The sequence below is a fragment of the Paenibacillus sp. FSL K6-1096 genome, from assembly GCF_037977055.1.
Taxonomy (GTDB): domain Bacteria; phylum Bacillota; class Bacilli; order Paenibacillales; family Paenibacillaceae; genus Paenibacillus_AQ.
In genome coordinates this window covers 6680115-6697177 of sequence record NZ_CP150274.1, presented here as the reverse complement: position 1 = coordinate 6697177, position 17063 = coordinate 6680115, and the positions used below count along the sequence as shown (strand labels likewise).

Genomic DNA, 17063 nt, shown 5'->3' with positions numbered 1-17063 from the left:
TTGGGCTGCCCCGCTTGTCCGCTTGTATGACGGCCGGCCAATTGATTCATACTAGCCTGGAATTCAATTACAAAGGAGCTGCTGGCATGAAAAAGAAAACCCGAAGGCTGCTGCTGCGCAAATACGCCGTACTGCTGCTGCTGTCGGCGCTGTCCCTGCTGTATTTGTATCTGATGGATCTGCTGCTCGGCTATAGTCATGAGAATCTTGGCTACATCCTGAATTATCTGCTCTATACCGCCTCGGAGAAGCTGACTGCAGCAGTGCTGCTCCTGTGTCTGATCGTGCCGGATGCCGTGTACTGGATACGCGGAAATCAGCCGGGACGCGGGTCAGAGAAGTGATCCCGGACGGTGTTAACGATCACCAGCAGCCCGGGAATAACAATCATAATGAAGGGATAGACCCTGTACAGCAGAATGCTCCCCTCTTCCAGATGCTCAACGAAGCTGCGTGCATCCAGCATGGAGGTGAAGAGAATGATCAGCGCACACGGGTAGAGCATTCTGCGGTATGGCAGGCGGAACAGCTCGGAGATGCCGATCATCGCGGCAGCGAAGAACACAGACATCTTGAAGAACACCCCGATAATCAGCACCATGACGACAAAAATATCCACCCGCTGGATGAAATCCGAGATGGTGATCTTGCTGATCGTCGGCATCAGCGGAAGCGGCGAACGCTCCACGATGTCGGCGCCCAGTACCGACACATTCAGCGCCATGGTGAAGCTCAGCAGCAGTGCGGAGAACAGCATGGCGGCGGCGATGACCCAGGGACCTTTTTTACCATTGTCCAGATAAGGCATCAGCATGGTGAAGCAGACGATCTCCCCGAACGGAAACATGTAATTCTGATGAAGCACTGAAGCTATTACCGGCTGGATACCGTTCTCAAGGACCGGCAGGAGCCTGTTCAGATTAATCGTCCCGGAGAATATCAGCATAACCGTCCCGAACAGGCCAATCCCCACCACCACTACCGCAAATACAATCGATGTTCTGCCCAGCACCTCAAGGCCTTTATGCAGAACATAAGCCCCCGAGAGCAGCATCAGGGTGCTGAGGATAAACAACGGGGTGTTATGCATCGTGGCCATGGCCAGCATAGAGCTCCCATCGCGTAAATCCCGGCCGGCCAGGTTGAGATAGAGAACGATGTAGAACAACGCTACTGGAGTGCCAATATATTTTCCGAGCAATTTACGCGTATAAGCTGTGAAGGGCAGCCCGGGATGCTTGCGGTACAGATAGGCGTATCCCGTGAACATGACCAGTCCTGCCGCGCAGCCAAGCAGAATGGAGAGCCAGGCATCGCGGCCTGCCCCCATCCCGAGGTTCACCACCAGCGCCGTGCCCAGCTCGAACAGAACCGTCAGGCAAAAAAACTCCCCCAGTCCCAATTTGACCGTCCCCATATACTATCGAACCTCCTGTCCAGCTTAAGGCTAGTTGATTTGAAAAGAATTGCTGCGCATATCGGTATGCCGGATGACTACATCGGCCTCATAGTTCACGGTACAGCGGGCAAACACATCCTCCCAATGATCCCTGACCTTCTTCCAGCCTTGCGGATTCCCCCGCTGCAGCGCCTGGCCGAAGCCGAGAATATCGCTCCTGAATTCCCGGGCGGAGGTCACAGCCGTCTTAAGCTTCCTGACGGTCTCTTCAGCCAGCTGCTCCGACAGCTCATCCAGCACCTCCGGTGATGTCAGGTCGAGTGTATTGGGAGACTCCTTCAGCGCAGCCTGCTGGGTGATCCGCACGGTAAAGACAGGATGCTCCGGGTCCCTGGACCGGACCTTCAGCGCGAGCTGGGACTGATACACATTGAAGGCCAGATAACCGCCCCTCCGATCGCGGATCAGGCTCGGGAAATCTTTGATCCGGTTGTGCAGCAGACCGGTGCCCAGCGCAGCATCGCCTGTAAGCCAGCCCTTCAGCTTATCATCCTTGAAGGCGGCAAGCGCGGAGACTCTGAGGATCGACCGGGGGACAATGCTCTTCAGGTTCTCATTGCTCCCTGCCTGCTCCCGGTCTCCGGTGGTAAAAACGCCGTTGATTACCGGACCGCCGCCCCTGATCTGAATGCCCCGGATGACATCATCAACCGCCATCTGGAAGTTATAACCGAACTGCTTGGAGGTTGTCTCCAGCTTCTCCACCAGATCATTGGCAGGAATCTTGCTGAATACCGTCATCGTAGACATTAATTCATGCGCAGGCTGCCCCTTGGAGATGAAGACCATGCTGTTCAGCCGGGCATCGCTCTCGCGCTCCAAGACATCCAGGATGTCCTTAATCCCTTCGCGGGCGAACGTCTCGGAGATTACCAGCACTCTGATATGTCCCAGTGACAGCAAGCGCGCCGTCTGGCGGGAAGCATCCGCAAGCGCCTCAAACATGCTCCGCCCTACCCCTGTATACACTGCAACCGGGGAGATTCCCCGGCTCTTCTCCCCCGATATTTCCTCTGCCACAATCACCTGAAACGACAGCCTGTACTTGTCAGCTTCGGTATCCCCCCTGTCGATGGCTACTCCCGAGACAATGGCCCGCCGGTTCAGCTCCACACTGTCCCAGCAGCCGGAGAGCAGCGCTTGAAGTGCCAGCAGAAGGATCAGGCAGCACGCTCTACTCTTCATGTCCTTCCTCCTCCGTCCTGCGGATGAGCGGGGCCATATTCTCTTGATGTCCGGTAGTCAGCTGTGCATATTGGGGCAGCTCTTTACGCATCTGCTCGGGAGGCTTATTCGGCCCGATTACCCAGAGCGGCAGCCTGAGGAACGTATCCTTTAACCCCTTGACGGATAGCGGAATGACAGGGAACAGATAAGGGACACCGTAGGAGCGCAGGCTGTTCATATGAGCCACCAGCAGGATTAACCCCAAGGTAATGCCATAGAAGCCGAACAGACTCGCCATGATTAGAAAAGCAAACCGGATAATCCGTCCGGCTATCGCCATGTCATACGCCGGGATGGCAAAGCTGGCGATCCCGGTCAGAGCCACAACGATAACCATAATAGGTGTAATGATCCCCGCCTCTACAACCGCCGTTCCGAGAATAAGCGCCCCAACGACCGAGACGGTCTGCCCGATGGCCCGCGGCATCCGCACCCCTGCTTCACGCAGAATTTCAAAAGCGGTCTCCATCAGCAGCAGCTCCACAAAGGCCGGAAACGGCACATTCTCCCGCTGCGAGAGCAGATTGATCAGCAGCGTGGTCGGAATCATCTCATAATGATAGGTAGTAAGCGCAAGGTACACGGAAGGGCCCAGAATCAGCACCAGGAAGCTTAAATAGCGTACCAGGCGCATCAGGATCACAATATCGAACCGCTGGGAATAATCCTCGGCAGATTGAAAGAACTGCGTGAATACCGCCGGAAGAATCAGCACAAACGGAGTGCCGTCTACAATCACAATGACCCGGCCCTCCAGCAGATTGCCTGCCGCCACGTCCGGCCGCTCGGTATTGAAGATGGTCGGAAAAGGCGTAAACGTCTTGTCCTGGATCATTTCTTCAATGTAGCCCGACTCCAGCACCTCATCAAGCTGAATCTGCGTAAGCCGCTTCCTGGCCTCCCGGATCAGATCCTCCCTGGCGATTCCCTTCATATACATCAGCACGACATGGGTCCGTGTCTCAGACCCCAGCTTCAACGCCTCCAGGTGAAGCTTGGAGGAGCGGATTCTGCGGCGGATCAGTGAGATATTCGTCGCTGCCGACTCCACGAACCCGTCCTTCGGTCCCCGGATCACAAGCTGGGAGGAAGGTTCACTGACTGCCCGCTGTTCCCCGCCGCGGGTCCCGCATACAATCGCTGCCTGGCAGCCCTCCAGCAGAATCACTGTGTCCCCCGACAGAATGGCCAGCATCAGCTCCGTCCAGTCCTCCTGCAGCTCGGCATCCCCGATCTCCAGCGCGCGGCTGAGGATGAGCCGGGGCAGTGGATCTTCGTTACCTGAGGCGTCAGGGCAATCTTCCCCGCTCCCCGCCGGTGTGCCTTGGGACAGGTCACCGCTATGGCCCAGCAATGATCCCATGACGAATTCATTCACAGCCGCAGGGTCAGCCAGTCCGCTTAAGTGGACAGCGGCCGCCTCTGTCCCGTGCTCTCCGCCCGTGCGGATTCTGCGGATTTTGAGATCCGGGCTGCCGGCCAGCTCAGTTTGAATATTGACCAGACTCTGAGATACGGTATCGGCAAGTTCACGAGGAGCCTTATCCGCCTGCCCTCCTGCGGCGGAGCCTGCTCCTGCTGTCTGTACTTTGCGGTTTGCACGTGGCTTCATATCCGCCCCTCCCCCTGTTTCATCCAAGGTTCTATTATTCGCGGATATCCCTGCCATTATTCGGCTGGCCTTCCACATGTCCTCTCCCGTCCGGACACAACAAATCCCCTGCAAGTTGCTTGCAGGGGATCGCATAAGCTGTATGCTATTGCCGGTACGGCTTCCAGGCTCAGATATCCACCGAGCCGGTATATACTACCTGGGCAGGACCCGTCATGTAGACATGATTGTCTGTCTCGCTCCATTCGATGAACAGGTCGCCGCCCTTCAGGCTGATGACTGCCGAACGGTCGGTTACCCCGTTCAGCACAGAGGAGACGAGCGTGGCACAGGCTCCGGTACCGCAGGCCAGAGTTGGCCCGGCGCCGCGTTCCCAGACGCGCATATCCACGTGGCCGCGGTCCTTCACAGTGGCGAACTCTACGTTCACTTTGCGCGGGAAGAGCGGATGTACCTCAAGCTTCGGCCCCCAAGTGGTGAGGTCGAAGGAGACCGCATCGTCTACATAGATTACAGCATGGGGATTGCCCATGGACACCGCCGTGAAGCGGAATGCGGTTCCGTCTACTTCAACCGGCTGGTCCAGGACCGGCTCCGCATCGACCGCTACCGGAATCTGCGGTCCCGACAGAACCGGCTCGCCCATATCCACCGTCACACTCTCAACTACTCCGTCCCGCACCTTCAGGGATACCTTTTGTTCTCCGGCACCAATCGTCTCAATGACAATTTGCTCCGATTCCACCAGCCCGTGTTCATATACATATTTGGAAACACAGCGGATTGCATTGCCGCACTGCTCCGCTTCCGAGCCGTCGGAATTCATAATGCGCATCATATAATCGCCGCGCTCTGAAGGGAGAATGTATACCAGTCCGTCCGCGCCGATGCCGAAGAACCGGTTGCACAGCTTGACGGCCAGCTCTGCGGCATTTGCCGGCAGCTCCTGCTCGCCGAATACGATAATGAAGTCATTGCCCAGCCCGTGCATTTTGGTAAATTCCATGGTTAAGTCCACTCCTATAAGTAATCTGCTTCATCGCATGCCTGATCTATCATAAACCAAGCTTCTCAGTGACACCAGCATACCTTATAGGAGGGCGTGACGCTATTGATTTTATGCTGAAAACTTTGTACTTTTTATCATCTGGCGGCCGCCGCTGCGGCTGCGGTTCTTCTTGCCGCCCCAGACGCTGCCTGCCCCCATCAGGAAGGTCGGGATGCCGGCCATCACCAGCACCAGACACCATTCGCGGAAGGTGAGCGGAACGGTCTTGAACACCGGCTGCAGCGCAGGCACATACATAACCGCCAGCATCAGCAGGACGGAGGACAGCACGGCCAGCACCAGATATTTGTTCTGGAACGGATTCCGGTAGAAGACGGACCGGGAGCTGCGGCAGTCGAAGACATGAATGAGCTGGGCCATAACCAGTGTGGCAAAAGCGACTGACTGCGCCCGGACCAGCTGCCCGGCGCTTCCCGGAGCGATCCGCAGCGTGATCCAGAAGGCGGCCAGCGTGCAGATGCCGATCAGCAGCCCGCGGCTGATAATCTTCCAGCCCAGACGCCGGGCAAAGATATTCTCCTTCGCCCCGCGCGGCTTGTGCTCCATCAGGTCCTTCTCCGGCTGGTCCACCCCCAGCGCCATGGCAGGCAGGCCGTCAGTGACCAGATTGACCCAGAGAATCTGGATAGGCACCAGCGGCAGCGGCAGGCCCAGCATCATCGCAAAGAACATGGTCAGAATCTCCCCGACATTCGAGGCCAGCAGGTAGCGGATGAACTTGCGGATGTTCTCATAGATATTCCGGCCCTCTTCTATAGCCGCCACAATCGTCGAGAAGTTGTCGTCTCCGAGAACCAGAGCCGATGCTTCCTTCGTGACATCCGTTCCGGTGATGCCCATCGAGATCCCGATGTCGGCTGCCTTGATCGCCGGCGCATCGTTCACGCCATCGCCGGTCATCGCTACGACATGACCGTGACGCTGCAGCGACTTCACAATCCGCAGCTTATGCTCGGGCGATACCCGGGCATAGACGAAGACATTGTCCGATACCTTGTCGAGCGCATCATCGTCCATCCGGGTAAGCTGGCTGCCGGTAAGGACCGTGCCGCCTCGCGGCAGAATGCCGAGCTGATGGGCAATCGCCTCGGCGGTTGTCCCGTGGTCGCCGGTAATCATCACCGTCTTGATGCCGGCGCGGCGGGTGACGCTGATCGCATCGCGCACCTCCTTGCGCGGCGGGTCAATCATCCCGGCCAGCCCTATGAACACCAGTTGGCTCTCCGCCTCCTTCTCGCTGGCCGCACTCTCGCCGCTGCGCAGATCGCGGTAGGCCATGCCGAGCACGCGCAGCGCACCCGAGGCCATCTCTTCATTGGCCTCCAGCACCTTCTGGCGCAGGGTCGGCGTGCACGGCACTACAGCGCCCTCCCACAGCATATAGGTGCAGTTATTCAGCAGCACATCCGGCGCGCCTTTGGTGCAGATCATCCGCCCGCCGGGATGGCTCACGATGACAGACATCAGCTTGCGCTCGGAGTCGAAGGGGAACTCGGTCTCCCGGGTATACGTGACGGCGAGCGTTTGGGCGGTCAGGCCCATTTTGGCGGATAAGGCCACCAGCGCCCCCTCGGTCGGATCGCCCTTCAGCTCCCAGACGGATTGGGGATTAGCCGCCTTGTCTGCCTCTGCCCCCTTGCCCTTCTTCTTGGCGCGCGTATCTGTGATGCTCTCATAAATCTCGGCATTGCTGCACAGTGCCCCCACCTGAAGCATCCGCCGCAGGCTCTGGTCGTTCTTGAGATCGACCGGTCTGCCCTTCTGCATTACCTGACCCACCGGGGCATAGCCTTCCCCTGTCACCTCAAGCGTCCGGCCGGCATTCCACAGCCGGGTAACTGTCATTTTGTTCTGTGTGAGCGTTCCGGTCTTATCCGAGCAGATGACCGAAGCGCAGCCCAGCGTCTCCACCGAAGGCAGCTTGCGGACAATCGCCTTACGCTTGATCATCCGCTGCACGCCCAGCGCCAGGGCGATTGTTACAATCGCCGGAAGGCCCTCGGGAATAGCGGCCACCGCCAGACTCACCCCTGCCAGGAACATTGCCGTTGCCGGCTGGCCATGCAGAATTCCGGCCAGGACCACAACAATAGTCAGTCCCAGCGAGACGTAGATCAGAATCTTGCCGAGCTGCTCCAGGCGGTGCTGCAGCGGAGTCTCCTGGGACTCCGTATTCTGGATCAGATCAGCAATCTTGCCCATCTCGGTATCCATTCCGGTGCGGATGACCACGGCCCGGCCGGTGCCCCGTGTCACCATCGTGCCCATGAAGCCGATATTCTTCTGGTCGCCCAGCGGAATCTCCTCGGCATAGATGGCCTGGGCGTGCTTGGAGACCGGCAGCGATTCCCCGGTCAGCGCCGACTCTTCAGCATAGAGAGCGCTGCACTGCAGCCAGCGGACATCCGCCGGAATCCGGTCTCCGCTCTCCAGCAGCACGATGTCTCCGGGAACCAGCATCCTGGCCGGCAGCACCTCCTGCTTCCCGCCGCGCAGCACCTTGGCCGTCGGGGCAGAGAGCTGCTTCAGCGCCCGCAGCGAGCGCTCGGCACGGAATTCCTGCACGAAGCCGAGCACCCCGTTGAGCAGAATAATTGCAATAATCGTGATGGCGTCCAGATATTCGCCGAGCAGGCCGGATACCAGGGTCGCTCCCATCAGCACCAGCACCATGAAATCCTTGAACTGGTTGAGGAGCAGTGTAAAGGGGGATACCCTTTTGCCCTCAGACAGCTCATTGTACCCGCTCTCTTTGCGTCTTGCGGCGGCGTCCTCGGCGCTCAGCCCCACAGCCGGCTGGACGCCGAACATCTCCTGCAGCTCCTCAGCACCGAGCCGGTGCCAGCTTTTTTGTTCCATGATTCATCTTTCCCCTCCCGGTCGTTTCTTGACTTCCGGCGGCGCACAGCTTTTCCACCTGTTCATGTCCAAGTGTATTCAGGGCCGTCCCAAATTATCACCGAATCCGGGCTTCTCCTTTTGCGCGAACCGGGGAAAGTGTGGCATCATAGAGGAAGTATCTTAATTATTCAGGCGACAGGAGAACGTAATTATGGCATTAGACGGCATCGTTACCCGGGCGATCGTGCATGAGCTGCAATCCTTCATCGGTGCACGCATCAGCAAAATATATCAACCCGACACACATGATCTCATCTTCACCCTGCGCGGTGCGGGCGGCGGCGGCAAGCTGCTGCTGTCGGCAAATCCGACTTATCCCCGGCTTCATCTGACGGAGCGGAGCAGCATCAACCCTGCGGAAGCACCGATGTTCTGTATGCTGCTGCGCAAGCATTGCGAGGGCGGCACCATCGAGAGCATTACCCAGGTCGGACTGGAGCGGATTATCCATATCACGGTCAGAACCCGGGATGAGCTGGGGGATGTCTCGGCCAAAAAAATCATCATCGAGCTTATGGGACGCCACAGCAACATCATTCTGACCGAGCTGGCCACAGGTAGCATTATCGACGGTATTCATCATGTCACCCCGTCCATCAGCAGCTACCGGGTGGTCATGCCCGGCGCGGTCTATACCGAGCCGCCGCAGCAGCATAAGCTGAATCCGCTGGAGATCAGTGAGCCCGATTTCCTGGCTCTGATGGCTTCAGCGGAAGAGGCGGCCCGCCGGGCCGCCGAGCATCCGGAGGAGCCGGAGGAGGATATGATTGAGGGCGAGATCGCGTCGCTGCTCGCCTCGCTGGAACCGGCCAAGCCGGACGGCTCCGGCGGCCCCGCCCCATCCGCCAACCCGGCCGGATGGATGGTCCATGCCTTCAGCGGCCTGAGTCCGCTGATCGCCGGTGAAGTCATCCACCGGTACAAAGAGCTGACAGGAGCGGCAGAGGTATTCAGCGATGTGACCGGCAAGCCGGAGCAGCTATGGCAGGCCTTCGATTCGGTGATGGAACCTGTCAGGAAGCAGATCTTCACCCCGGTGTCCGGCCTGAATGCCAAGAGCAAGCCCATCTTCTCGGCGGTTCCGCTTAGTAGTATGGGCGGGAAAGTGAAGCATTACGGCACGATCAGCGAGTGTCTGGAGGATTACTACGGGGACAAGGCGGAGAAGGATACCGTCAAGCAGCGGGTCAGCGACCTCATCCGCTTTCTCGGCAACGAGCGCAGCAAGAATATCAAGAAGCTGGCCAATCTGGAGCGGGATCTGGCGGAGGCAGGCGATGCCGACCAGTTCCGCATTTGGGGAGAGCTGCTGTTCGCCTCCCTGCACACCCTGAACAAGGGCGACAAGGAAGCCCGCTTAGTGAACTACTATGATGAGGACCAGGCGGAGATTACCATTCCGCTTGATCCGCTGTTAAGCCCGACCGACAACGCGCAGCGGTACTTCAAGCGCTACAACAAATACAAGAACAGCCTGAAGGTCATCAGTGAGCAGCTGCAGAAGACCCATGAGGAGATTGCGTACATGGAGACGCTGCTTCAGCAGCTCGCCCATGCCTCGCTCAATGACATTGAGGAGATCCGCGAGGAGCTGGTCAGCCAGGGTTACTTACGCGACCGCAGCAAGAAGAACAAGAAGAAAAAGAAAGCCGCCCGTCCCACCCTCCAGGTGTTCACCTCCTCGGAAGGCGTGGACATCTATGTCGGCAAAAATAATCTGCAAAATGAGTATGTCACCAACCGGCTGGCCTCCCCGAATGATACCTGGCTGCATACCAAGGACATTCCGGGATCACATGTGGTCATCCGCAGCGAAGAATTCGGCGACGCCACCCTGGAGGAAGCGGCCCAGCTTGCCGCTTATTACAGCCAGGCCAAGCAGTCCAGCAGCGTGCCGGTGGACTGCACCCTGATCCGTTACGTCCGCAAGCCCAGCGGGGCGAAGCCGGGCTTCGTCATCTATGACCACCAGCGCACGCTGTACGTCACTCCGGATGAAGAGCGGATCAGGCAGCTGCCGAACGTGCTGCGGAGCTAAGCTATACTTTATCCCCCGCTCTCTGGGCGGGATACATCCGGCCCGTGAGCTCTGGCGCGAGCCTAATGTATTCGGTTTTTCGCATACAATTCGCCCGTATCTGTCACACTAGCCAATTGTGTTCGGTTTTCCGCATACCTTTTCCTCAACAACAAATAAACTCCGTACCCGTGGCGACTGCGCCGAGGGTACGGAGTTTTCAATTTACAGCTTCCGGTATTTGCCCCGGGCTGCCTGGAGCTGCTCCAGCACCCCGGCAGGCACATTCACGCTGCCCAGGTCCCCATGGAAGACAACGCCCTGCCGCTCCCCGTGGAAGTCGGAGCCGCCGGTAACCACCAGCCCGAATTCCGCAGCCAGGGCCAGGTAACGCTGATGCTCCTCCGGGCCATGGTCGGAATGATAGACCTCGATGCCGTCGAGGCCGCCCTGCTCCAGGATGCTGCGTACCAGCGCGTCATCGCCGTAAATGCCCGGATGGGCCATGACCGCCGCCCCGCCCGCTTCATGAATCCAGCGGCAGGCCTCGTCCGGGGCGATGCGCGGAGGCGACACATAAGCCGCTGCACCTTCCGCCAGATACCGGTCGAACGCATCGCGCATATCGGACGCCGCGCCCAGCCGGACCAGCTCATCAGCGATATGCGGGCGGCCGATGCTCTCATCCGGCTTCAGCTCCCGCCCCAGACCTGCCTGGACCTGCTCCAGGGTAATCCCGATGCCAAGGCTCCGCAGCTTCTCCAGGATTGCTTCATTGCGCGCCAGCCGGGTATCCCGCTGCTGCTCCAGACGGGACAGCAGCAGCTCCTGCTCCGTGTCGATGTAGTAGCCGAGAATATGAATCTCCTTGCCGTCCGCGCGTGTGCTGATCTCCACCCCGGGAACAACTGTAATACCATACTCCCGGCCTGCTGCCTGCGCTTCGGCAATCCCGCTGACCGTATCATGGTCGGTAATCGCTACCGCAGCCAGCCCCTTCCCTGAAGCGAGCCGCACATTGGCGGACGGCGGCAGCATCCCGTCAGAGGCCTGTGTATGCGTGTGCAGATCACACTTCCCAGCCTGATCAGCCGGATCGGCTGCAGTCTGTAAGGGTCTGCTGCGCTTCATATCGTCCAACTCGTTCAAGCCATCCCTCCATTCTTCAGATGCATATCCGTATTTGAATGCTTGTCTATCCCTGTCCCCCGGCATGGCTGCGCAGGAAGCCCAGGAAGGTTACCGCCGAGATCGGCAGCAGCGTTGATTTCAGATGAATCGCGTAGAACTGCCGCTTGAAGGAAGCATCCGCCAGATCGACAATCTTCAGAAGCCCCAGCGCCGCCTCATGCTTGACCGAGGAGGTGGAGATAATCGTGATGCCGAGCCCGGCCTCGACGGCAGATTTCACCGCTCCGGTGCTGCCCAGCTCCATCACAATCCGCATCGCGGCAGGATCAAGCCCTCTCTCTTCAAGCTGCTCCTCCATCACCCGCCGCGTGCCCGAGCCCCGCTCACGCAGGACAAACGGGTAGTCCATCGCCGCTTCCAGCGTCACCTCCGCTTGATCCGCCAGCGGATGTCCCGCCGGAACGATCAGCTTCAGCTCATCGCCCAGCACCGGCTCCACAACCATATCCGGGTGGGACACCGGCGCCTCAATCAGCCCGAAATTCAGCTGGTGCCGGTTGATCTCGTCAATGATCTGCGAGGTATTCATCACCTTCATCATGATCGAGATGTTCGGATACTCCTTGCCGAAGGGACCCAGCAGGCGGGGAAGCACATATTCCCCGATCGTCAGGCTGGCCCCGAGCTGCAGGCGGCCCTCCAGCATATGGGTGAAGGCGGACATCGCCTGATCCGTCTCGCGGACCAGCTGCATGCTGCGCAGTGCGAACGGCATCAGTGCGAGCCCGGCTTCGGAGAGCATTATTTTTTTGCCGGAACGGTCGAACAGCTTGGTGCCGAAATAATCCTCCAGCGCCTGAACCTGCATCGTCACCGCCGGCTGGGTCATATGCAGCGTCTGTGCCGCCGCCGAGAAGCTGCCCCGCTCGGAGACTGTATAGAAAATGTGAAGCTGATGAAAATTCATGCCTTGCTTGCTCCTTTGTATGAATCTGACAAAGGGCACGCAGCGCTCAGCCACATGCCCTCCTTGTTCCCCGGTCCCCTACCTGCGCCTGCGGCGGCGCTTCTTCGACAGCTTGATCCGGCGGGAATGCTGCAGCCAGGAATAGTACTTTTTGAGATCCCGCAGCTGGGGGGTTACCGAGATTTTGCCGAGAAAAGATACAATCACCATCACATACAGCGGCTCCCCGGAGAACGAGGATATCCCCTCTACCGGTGCGAAATCGGCTACGATCACCGTATCGTCATCCACCAAATAGGCATTGTATTCGCTGCTGGAGTAAGGCCTCACCCGGTTCTGCTTCAAGGCCTGCCACAGCCATGCGGTTACTTCACCGTTCCCGCTGTCCGCCTGGGCGATCCGGTCCGCGTAACGGCTCTTCGCATGACTGGTAAGGACAATGTCGGCAATTCCGTAGTTATTCAGCACGATGTGAAAGGGCTCGTACACCCCCCACGACTCCATCCCCTTGCCATGCATTGTCATCACACTCCACGTATAAGGGTCTTGGCCTATGCTCTTATTGTTGTCAATCTTACCGCATTGACGCCTGCCTTTCAAGCATTCCGGCCGCAACTGAAGCCTATAGGGAGTCTAGCCGCCTGCACGGCGCATATGGAGATCACAATCATCTATGTAGGTGCTGCCGCGGATCATTTTGCAGCTTTTTTTGAAGCGGGCGGCCTCGGCTGACAGATCTTCAGCGGACGCGAAGCGGCGGCTGCGGTTCGTCACCACGGCGATGGAGATCGAGACCAGCGGAATCTCCTCCAGCACACCCGAGCGGCTCTCGGCCAGCACGTACCTCTGGGCCTGATGTGCGGTATGATAGAACGCTTTGACCGTTGCATCGAAGGCCGAGATGATTCTCCTGCACCCTTCCTCGTAATTATAATCACTGATAAACAGAATGAAGTCATCGCCGCCGATATGCCCCAGCTGCCCGCCCAGCCGTACCGCCTCCTGCTTCAGAATCTCTGCCGTGGCCTGGAGCATCCGGTCGCCTTCCTTGAAGCCGTAGGTATCGTTATACGCCTTGAAATGGTCAAGGTCGATGTAGAGCACACTGAACTGCTCCTGCAGCAGCGTCTTCACCATCCACTCGGTGATGCTGATATTTCCCGGCAGCCCTGTCAGCGGGTTCAGGAAGCTGGCCGCCATGGCCTGTATTTCGGCAAAATTAAGCAGCAGATCCCGCACGCTGACCGCGCCGAACAATGATTTTCCATGCGTAACAATCACGTAATCGTACAGGTTCTCATCCTGCCTGGCCATCGCCAGCCTGCTGACATCAATGATAGGTGCGGCATAATCGACAATCAGCGGGTCCCGGTCCATCACCAGCTCAACGGACCTGCCCATATAGAGCGTATACCCGTATAAGGTCCCGATCTGCTGGTAAAAGCGGATTCGCATAATCAGTGCTACCGGCCGCCCGTTCTCCGTTACGGCCACGCCTTGAAGCTTGGGATTGCTTTTGAAAATCTGGTCCACAATCCCGCACTTGTGATGTACCGAAATCTCCGGAATTGCTCCGGCAATTTCACCGATCTGAAGAAACATCCCTATACCCTCCCCTGATTGCAACCTGCCGCGCCCAAGCCGGAAACTCCCCCTCTAACGGCCGGCCAGTCGGCCGCCCCAGCGCATAGCCCTGACCCCATTCCACACCCGCCGACTGTAAAAAATGCAGCTCCGCCGCGGTCTCAATCCCTTCGGCAATCACCCGCGTAGAGGAACGCTCCGCGTATTCCCGGATCAGCTCCAGCAGCTCCTGCTGCTCCCGGCAGTGATGAATGCCCCGGATGAGCGACTTGTCCAGCTTGATGAATTCCGGCTTCAGGTAGACCAGCGTCTTCAGGCTGTTGTATCCGGAGCCTGCATCATCTACGGCAATCCGGAAGCCCTGCTCACGGTAATGGGACAGCACCTTCTCGAATTGAACATAATCCTGCACCGCCTGGCGTTCAGTCAGCTCAAAGACGATCCGCTCCGGGGCCAGTCCCAGCTCCTTCAGCAGCGCCAGCGATTCCCCGCTTCTGTGGCGCGGATCATTCAGCACACCTGGATGCACATTGACGAACACCAGGCTGGCGCTGCCCCCCTTTGCCTCCGCTGCCCGCTCCACGTACCGGGATAAAGACACTCTCCGGCAGTACTGCTCGAATCTGACCATCTGGGCCGTCCGTCCGGCAAAATCATAAAAATGCTCCGTAGTCGGAAACTGCGGCGAGTGCGGAGGGCGGTTCAGTACCTCATGGCCAACGGTCCTCCCGCTATGCAGCTCCAGAATCGGCTGAAAGTACGTATCGAGCAGCCCGTTATTCATTATATTCAGCAGCATAGACAACCTGCCCAGCTCCTGCACTTCATCCCTGACTCTCCCGCTCATATGCCTGATATATTGCGGCAGGGCCGCGATTCTCCGGGACAGGGTCCCTGTTTTGTTCATTTCATCACCCGTATACCTGTCATTAAGAATGTTAAGCTTCCCGCTTTAGCATAGATTGGAAGTATTAAGCAGGTATAAACTGTGGGCCAGCCCCGGGTATGTTGGGTGCTTTTTCACACAAACGACTTATTTCGACAAGCTCCGGCCAGCGGCCAGGTTCATCCGGTACAGTACAGCAAGGGCTGCGGCTACCAGTATAATTCCCATCCCGGCAGGTGCGGCAGGGCCAAGTAACACATAGAGCTGTCCTCCAATCAGCGGACCGGCCATACGGGCGAGCGCCTGGACCGACTGGCTGCCGCCTTGGACCCTGCCCTGCTCACCGTCAGCAGCCGCCTTCGATAGCATTCCGTTAAAGGACGGGCCGAAGATCGCATCCCCGAAGCCGAAGACGAACATGCCCGAGATAAAAAGCAGAGAGGAAGACCACCCTGCCGACAGCGCAAACAGAGTGTAACCCGCCATCTCCGTAGATATGCCCAGTGCGGCGATCTGCCTGTCGCTGTATCTCTTTAACAGCCCCGGCATAATCAAGGCTTGCGAGAGGATGTCCTGCAGGCCCATGATCGAGAACATCAGCCCGGTCACTGCGGGCTTCCAGCTGAACAGATCCAGCGTGAACTGGGACAAAATCCCCTGCAGCGCACCGCCCGGTATCCACAGCAGGAACGCTGAGACCAGCAGCCGGTTCAGGCTCTTCACCGACAGCAGGCCGGCAAGCTGCGAGAATGGATTCAGCTTCAGCCAGGCGACATCTTGCCGCCGCTTGTGCTTTTCCAGGCTCTCGGGCATGAACAGAAATCCATACACCGCATTCACCAATGTGACGAGGGCAGCCGCATATATCGGGACGGAATAACCGTACTTCGCCAGCAATCCGCCCGCCGCCGGGCCAATGATCGTGCCCGCCCCCACCACCGCACTCATCCAGCCAAAGTACTTGGTCCGCTGCTCCGGCGGAAGGATATCGGCAAAATAAGCAAAAATCGTACTGATGCTCCCGCCGGTAATCCCTTCGATAATCCGTCCGGCAAACAGCATCCACAGCGCTCCGCCGAGCCCGAAGATAAAGTACCCGAGGGCCGAACCCAGAAGGCACAGCAAGAGCAGAGGGCGGCGGCCATACTTATCGCTCAGCGCCCCCAGCACAGGAGCCGCCACAAAAACGCAGGCCGCATATACCGAAGTCAGCAGCGTAACCATGACAGCCTGTTGTCCCGGGCCGCTGACATATGGCCGCACCAGGAACGGAACCACAGGTGCGATAATACTAAAGCCAAGCCCGCAGAGAAAGACAGCGATGAGGCCGAAGATTAGGGCGTGCTTGGGCGGATCAGCTGCGGACTGATGCGGTTGGTGTGAGGCTGGTTTTGACGGCTGGTTGTCATTGGGTGGATACGGCCGGTTGGGGGGATGGAATTGATCGGGTGGTGATGCTTGGTTACGCTGCTGTGACTTTTTGAATGTAAATATGGGCATTGTGCTACTCTCCCTGATCATCGAATTATGTTTCTTTGGAAACAATAAGATCATAACATGTTTTTGATTCCTCGGAAACATAATTTTAAACACAAAAAAACACCCTTCCGGGTGAGAATACATTAGCCCATTCGACCAACTTTACGGAAATCCAGGTGCACTAGTGCACCTTCTGTAAGCAGCATTCACACATCTTCAGCCTCAGCTTCCACTCCCGCCTTGCGGGTCAGCCCCTGCTTCTTAAGCTCTTCATCCAGATGCCTGCTGTACTTCTCCATGAAGCTCAGCATACCGTCATATTGGTCATCCGTTACGTGCTCGAACACGGGGCGGTCGCGGTCGCGGAACTCCCGGTGCAGCTCGTCATGAATTCTCCAGATGTCCCGTCCTTCCTCTGTGAGCCTGAAGTAGATTTCCTTCTGATTCTCCGGCTTCCGGTAGCTCTCGATCAGGCCTTTACGCAAGAGCTTCTGGGTGATTTTGCTGATCGCCCCTCTGGTCATATAGAGCGACTCGGCCAGCCTGGTCACATTAGCGTCTGTCAGGGTCCCGATGTACTCGATACAATGCACCTCCGATGGCTTGTGGCCCTTCAGGCTGGACTCCATCTTGGTTTTGTTGAGCCAGCTTCTTTTATTGAATAAGTCTCTGAACGCCGTCAGCACCTGCTCCTCTTTGTTCATCGCCAGTCCTCCCCCGCTGATCCCTTT

At 58.1% G+C, this 17063-nt stretch carries 14 protein-coding genes; 2 read left to right on the top strand and 12 right to left on the bottom strand.

Translation table 11 applies throughout. The annotated features are described in order from the left end of the window. Positions 1-86 precede the first annotated feature (86 nt). A complete protein-coding gene (locus tag MHI24_RS29345; protein ID WP_340023084.1) occupies positions 87-344 on the top strand; it encodes a hypothetical protein in 258 nt (85 codons plus the stop codon). On the opposite strand, the gene MHI24_RS29340 is transcribed toward MHI24_RS29345, so the two are convergent. The 5 genes from MHI24_RS29340 to MHI24_RS29320 all read right to left on the bottom strand — a co-directional run bounded on the left by MHI24_RS29340 (position 317) and on the right by MHI24_RS29320 (position 8226). After that, a complete protein-coding gene (locus MHI24_RS29340; protein ID WP_340023083.1) occupies positions 317-1417 on the bottom strand; it encodes a GerAB/ArcD/ProY family transporter in 1101 nt (366 codons plus the stop codon). The two genes, MHI24_RS29345 and MHI24_RS29340, sit on opposite strands and share 28 nt — an antisense overlap. Positions 1418-1447: 30 nt before the next feature. Then, positions 1448-2644, bottom strand: coding sequence for a Ger(x)C family spore germination protein (locus tag MHI24_RS29335; protein WP_340023082.1), 1197 nt, complete (start codon positions 2642-2644; stop codon positions 1448-1450). After that, positions 2634-4298 (bottom strand): spore germination protein, encoded by a 1665-nt coding sequence (locus MHI24_RS29330; RefSeq protein ID WP_340023081.1) that lies wholly within the window; start codon positions 4296-4298, stop codon positions 2634-2636. Before MHI24_RS29330 ends, MHI24_RS29335 begins: the two co-directional genes overlap by 11 nt. A gap of 169 nt (positions 4299-4467) precedes the next feature. After that, positions 4468-5304, bottom strand: coding sequence for a diaminopimelate epimerase (gene dapF / locus MHI24_RS29325; RefSeq protein WP_340023080.1), 837 nt, complete (start codon positions 5302-5304; stop codon positions 4468-4470). 111 nt (positions 5305-5415) lie between these two features. Continuing rightward, the gene (locus MHI24_RS29320; RefSeq protein WP_340023079.1) at positions 5416-8226 is read right to left on the bottom strand and encodes a calcium-translocating P-type ATPase, SERCA-type; all 2811 of its coding nucleotides are present in this window, start codon (positions 8224-8226) and stop codon (positions 5416-5418) included. A 193-nt stretch (positions 8227-8419) separates the two neighbouring features. On the opposite strand from MHI24_RS29320, the gene MHI24_RS29315 reads away from it, so the two are divergent. Next, the gene (locus tag MHI24_RS29315; protein ID WP_340023078.1) at positions 8420-10306 is read left to right on the top strand and encodes an NFACT RNA binding domain-containing protein; all 1887 of its coding nucleotides are present in this window, start codon (positions 8420-8422) and stop codon (positions 10304-10306) included. A gap of 204 nt (positions 10307-10510) precedes the next feature. Here MHI24_RS29315 and MHI24_RS29310 read toward each other — a convergent pair whose 3' ends face one another. The 7 genes from MHI24_RS29310 to MHI24_RS29280 all read right to left on the bottom strand — a co-directional run bounded on the left by MHI24_RS29310 (position 10511) and on the right by MHI24_RS29280 (position 17036). Further along, a complete protein-coding gene (locus MHI24_RS29310; protein WP_340026833.1) occupies positions 10511-11416 on the bottom strand; it encodes a PHP domain-containing protein in 906 nt (301 codons plus the stop codon). A 64-nt stretch (positions 11417-11480) separates the two neighbouring features. After that, a complete protein-coding gene (locus MHI24_RS29305) occupies positions 11481-12383 on the bottom strand; it encodes a LysR family transcriptional regulator (RefSeq protein ID WP_340023077.1) in 903 nt (300 codons plus the stop codon). 78 nt (positions 12384-12461) lie between these two features. After that, positions 12462-12908, bottom strand: coding sequence for a hypothetical protein (locus MHI24_RS29300; protein WP_340023076.1), 447 nt, complete (start codon positions 12906-12908; stop codon positions 12462-12464). A gap of 108 nt (positions 12909-13016) precedes the next feature. Continuing rightward, on the bottom strand, positions 13017-13985 hold the full coding sequence (locus tag MHI24_RS29295; protein WP_340023075.1) for a GGDEF domain-containing protein: 969 nt from the start codon (positions 13983-13985) through the stop codon (positions 13017-13019). After that, positions 13966-14874, bottom strand: a complete 909-nt coding sequence (locus MHI24_RS29290) for an EAL domain-containing protein (protein WP_340023074.1) — start codon at positions 14872-14874, stop codon at positions 13966-13968. The genes MHI24_RS29295 and MHI24_RS29290 overlap by 20 nt, the downstream gene beginning before the upstream one ends. A gap of 126 nt (positions 14875-15000) precedes the next feature. Further along, positions 15001-16353, bottom strand: a complete 1353-nt coding sequence (locus MHI24_RS29285; RefSeq protein ID WP_340023073.1) for an MFS transporter — start codon at positions 16351-16353, stop codon at positions 15001-15003. A 185-nt stretch (positions 16354-16538) separates the two neighbouring features. Next, the gene (locus tag MHI24_RS29280; protein WP_340026832.1) at positions 16539-17036 is read right to left on the bottom strand and encodes a MarR family transcriptional regulator; all 498 of its coding nucleotides are present in this window, start codon (positions 17034-17036) and stop codon (positions 16539-16541) included. Between the last annotated feature and the right edge of the window lie 27 nt (positions 17037-17063).